Source organism: Vibrio sp. OPT46 (assembly GCF_015163535.1).
GTDB classification, from domain to species: Bacteria; Pseudomonadota; Gammaproteobacteria; order Enterobacterales; family Vibrionaceae; genus Vibrio; species Vibrio alginolyticus.
This window is the reverse complement of record NZ_JADDYG010000687.1, coordinates 1-4,775: the sequence shown is the minus strand read 5'-3', so window position 1 is coordinate 4,775 and position 4,775 is coordinate 1. Positions and strand designations below refer to the sequence as shown.

Sequence of the window (4,775 nt, the reverse complement as noted above, 5' to 3'; positions counted from 1 at the left end):
ACCAATAACGGTCCAGCCAACGGCACGGTCTCGGTCAACCCGGACGGCAGCGTCACTTACACGCCAAACGACAACTACCACGGTACAGACAGCTTCACTTACATCGTCACCTCCGGTGGCGTCAGTGAGTCCACCACGGTGAACGTCGATGTGACGCCAGTCAACGATGCGCCAGCGGCAAAAGATGATACCGCTGTTACTGACGAAGATACGCCAGTGACGATTGATGTTCTGCCAAACGATACTGACATCGATGGCGATAAGCTGTCGATTGAATCGGCGTCTGTACCTGAAGCGCAAGGCACAGTTGAGATTGTTGACGGCAAGTTGGTGTTCACGCCAGCTGAGAACTTCCATGGTGACGCTGAAATTACTTACACGATTACTGATGGTGCACTGACTGACCAAGCAACGGTCAACGTCACCGTGAATGCGGTGAACGACACGCCTGTGGTTGAAAGCAGCATCGCAGACCAAACCTTGGCGGAAGACTTTACGCCATACAGCATCGATCTGAATACGGCCTTCAGTGATGTGGATAACGTCGATGGCGATCTGACCTTCAGCGTCTCTGGCAACAGCAACGTGTTGGTGTCGATTGAAAATGGCATCGCGACCATTAGCCCAACGGCAGACTGGAACGGCTCTGAAGCGCTGACCTTTACTGCCACCGATCCAAGCGGTGAAAGCGTTAGCCAAACGGTGAACTTCACAGTGGCGCCAGTGGCGGATATCGTGGCAGATAAAGCGACGGTTGTGGAAGACACACCAACCATCATTAAGGTCTTAGGTAACGACACGTTCGAAGGCAACGACAAAGTGGTGTCGCTGGATACCAATAACGGTCCAGCGAACGGCACGGTCTCGGTCAACCCGGACGGCAGCGTCACTTACACGCCAAACGACAACTACCACGGGGCTGACAGCTTCACCTACATCGTTACGTCAGGTGGGGTGTCAGAGTCCACCACGGTGAACGTCGATGTGACGCCAGTGAATGACAGACCTGACAGTGAGGACTTTACGCATGTTACTGACAAGCCTTTGACGCAAGTTGTATTTGATACTGATACGAAACCTTTAGGTGATGGCGACTCTCAGGATCATATAGCGGATATTGAAGATGACTTAAATGGCAACGATTTGCATGTGCGGATTACTGAACTACCGACCTCAGGAACATTGTTCTTCAGAGATAACAACGGTGAACTGCATGAAATAAAAGAAGTCAGTGACACTCTTTATGAAAAAGATAGCCTTTACTATGAAGCTGATAATGTGGGTTTCTTATTAGGTATCAAGGATCGCCCAGATATACCAAATAGCTCCGAGTCTACAACAGATTTCAATAATTGGGGGCTAAGTGAGGACGGAGGTCCATCACACTCCCGTACTGAGCATTTAGTTAATGGTTCCTCCATCACTATATCTTCTGATAGTGGTGAACTTGCTCAATACAACCGCCAAGTGTCACATATCGGAAACGGTATTGCTGACAATGATGGGCAGGGTATTGAGAAAGGCGAGACAATTACGATCGATTTGTCTAATAACCCTGTGGGCAGCGTAAACCTTGGCTTAGATGGATTAGGTGGATTGTTTGATTACGGTGATGACAACGCTGCGCTTATTACGGTTACGTATTTAGATTCAAATAATATCGAACAGACTCAAACGTTCGAGTTCTTGAAGCCTGAAGGCAACTTCATGCTATTCCAAGAAACAAGCGTTGGTTTTGGGCAAGAACTAGCTCTTCCTGAAGGTTCGGTCATTACTCAGTTAGATTTTTCTACGAAAAATGAAGGGAACTGGGAGTTACGTTATGTAGAAGGTATTCCTGCCGGGGATAGCTTTGGATATGTGGCAGTCGATTCTGAAAGTGGAGTTAGTGATCCATCTACGGTCAATATCGTTAACGAAATACTAGATGGTAATGTTGCGGAAAATGGACCTGTGGTGGAGAGCATTGCAGGTGTTACTGTTGTTGAGGGTGACAATGTCACGTTTTCTGTTTCACTAAATAACGCGACAGATCAGACCGTTAAGTATCAAGTGGATTTCTCTGCAGAGGGTTCTAGTGTGAGCTCTCAAGACATTGATTTGTCGAACGCAACTTTTACTAATGGCGTGAAGTATTTGGGCGGATACCTTATTGTTCCAGTCGGAGTGAATGGCTTTGAGATTACCATTCCAAGTATTGATGATCAGTTGGTTGAATCAACAGAGAGTCTTGTGATTAAAGTCGGAGATGTGTCTGGCGTTGGCTATATTGATGATAATGATGTTCCGCCAGCAGTTCAAAGCAACGAAATTTCCGGATTAGAAGACGAAGCTATTGTTATAACACTAGAACATTTAGGCATCGTTGATAGTAGTATAAGTGTTGAGTTTGACACTTCTGCTCTAAATGGCTCACTGCAAGTGAAAGGTTCTGATGGTTGGGAAGCGGTTTCTGGAAGTGTGCTCGCTTCTGATATCGAAAATGGTCTTGTTCGTTATGTTCCTGCTGAACATGAATCTGGTGCAAATGTTTTCGATAAAGACGGTGTTGGGAACGGCTTGGATACTTACGAGCAGATTCATTTCACTGTTAGTGATGGCAATTCTTCTGCTTCAGGTACGTTGAGTATCGACATAGAGCCTGTCGCGGACCCAATTAAGATTGACCTTACTTTCGGTCCAGTAACGTCTGTACCTGTGACACTAGGCGGAAGCTGGTCTACAGACGAAGAACTTAAAGATCTGCTTGAGGCAAGTAATTTACCAGGGCTTGACTTTGAACATGTGGTGACACAAACGTTTAATAACGGACATGTTGGTAATGACTTAATGCTAAGCGGTGACACTGAATCGCCACTGAGCTTTGTCGGAGATCAACAAGCAGGTGCGAACGTTGATGCTCAAGGCAGTGATATCTTTGTGACTGGAGGAGGTAATGATTCTATCTATGGCGGTATTGGTTCATTAGATGATCAAGCGGAGACGGACACAGTTGTTTACTCTGGCAAGTTGTCTGATTACAACTTCAACTATTACCCTGCATCTGACCACTCAGAGGTCCCGTATTGGATTGTCGAAGATAGCCGATTTATTGATACAAAAGATGTTGTTTCGAGCACTCATAAAGAGTCGGGTGACCACCTTTATGAAATTGAACAACTTATCTTCCAAGATGCCATTATCAAGCTAAATAACAACACAGGAGAGTATGTTGTACTTACAGAGCAGCAAGTCTCTTTTGAGCTGAACCTTGATCTTATCGATGTGGATGGCAGTGAGTCATTCATTAACGATAGCGTCACCTTAACGGGAATTCCTTCAGGGCTAACATTAGAGGTGAATGGCAAAACGGTTGCTGAAAACAGCGATGGTTCTTACACGGTTGACCTTTCAAGTGAACCAAATCAAACCAGTCATCAACTAAGCGGTACGATTACTGTACCAGCCGATTACAATGGTTCGTTAGATTTTGATGTAACAGCGACGGCAGGAAGTGTTGAAGTTAATAACAATACTCAAATGGGGACGGACACGGCTTCTGTTTCAGTTCGAGATTATGATTTTGTTTCCGGTACGCATGGTGATAACAAGATAGCTGGATCTGATAGCAATGATGTGATTGTTGGCGATGTTCAAGGATTACAGATTGTCGAGGGGCAGGACTACAACATTGCTTTTATGCTCGATACATCAGGCAGCATGGGTTACGACGTTGGTCTAGCGTTAGGTGAGCTAAAAACAGTGCTGAATACTCTTACCGAAAGTGCTAGTGGCCCTCATTCGGGCAAAGTGAACGTTTTATTGACCACATTTGCTACTGGGAGCTCTCAGGTACTTGAATTAGATTTGAGTGCTGACAACGCAACATCGCAAATAGAGTCTACATTGGATGCAATTTTACAAATCGGTGATGGTAATACAAATTATGAAGCCGGGTTCCAATCTGCACTAGACTGGTTTGCTAATGCCGATAGTGGCGCAACAAACCTAAGTTATTTCATATCTGATGGTCAACCAAACCAAGCTACGGATAACAATACGAGTTGGTTTAGTGGTTGGGAGGGTGTCGTACTTGGCGTGTCAGAACAAAAGTTAGTGACGCTAGCGGATGTTTTGCCAAGTGATTACAGGTTTGGTGATACAGTCACATACAACAATAAAACAATCATAGATTTTCGCGGGGCGGTGTATTCGCTCTCTACTGGTGAACAGGTGGGGAGAATGCTTAACTCATATGTCTATGATGATTATGGAAATAATGTTCTATCTCAAGCGAATAACGCATATCAAGCATTGGCTGAATTTAGTGAGGTTCGTTCGATAGGTCTTGGTCGCTACTTAGATGAAGATTCGTTAGAAAACTTCGACTCTGATGGTGTAGTAAGGGCTAACATAGATGTAAACCAACTAGCAGAAGTGATCCTTGGTAAGGAAGTTTCATTGATGCAAGGCAAAGATGAGATTAACAGCCTTGATGGAAATGACATTATTTTTGGTGATGCCATGCGTTTCGACGTCGATGGTGAGCAAGGAGTTTCCGCGCTACAAAACTACGTAGCATCTCAACTAGGTAAGGATGTTTCGTTAGTTACGAAAGAAGAAGTTCATCACTACATTACTGAAAACCAAGCAGAATTTGAACAGTCTCGTTATTACGACCAAGCAGACACCATCTCTGGTGGTTCAGGTGATGATATTTTGTTTGGACAAGGTGGTGACGACAAGCTGTTCGGTGGTGCAGACAATGATATTTTAATTGGTGGTTTCGGCAATGA

Annotated in this window: 1 protein-coding gene; it reads left to right on the top strand. The window is 44.9% G+C overall.

Annotated elements, in window-relative coordinates; all coding sequences use genetic code 11:
• A partial coding sequence (locus IQR33_RS34315) for a tandem-95 repeat protein (protein WP_228014125.1) occupies positions 1-4,775 on the top strand: 4,775 nt, incomplete at both ends.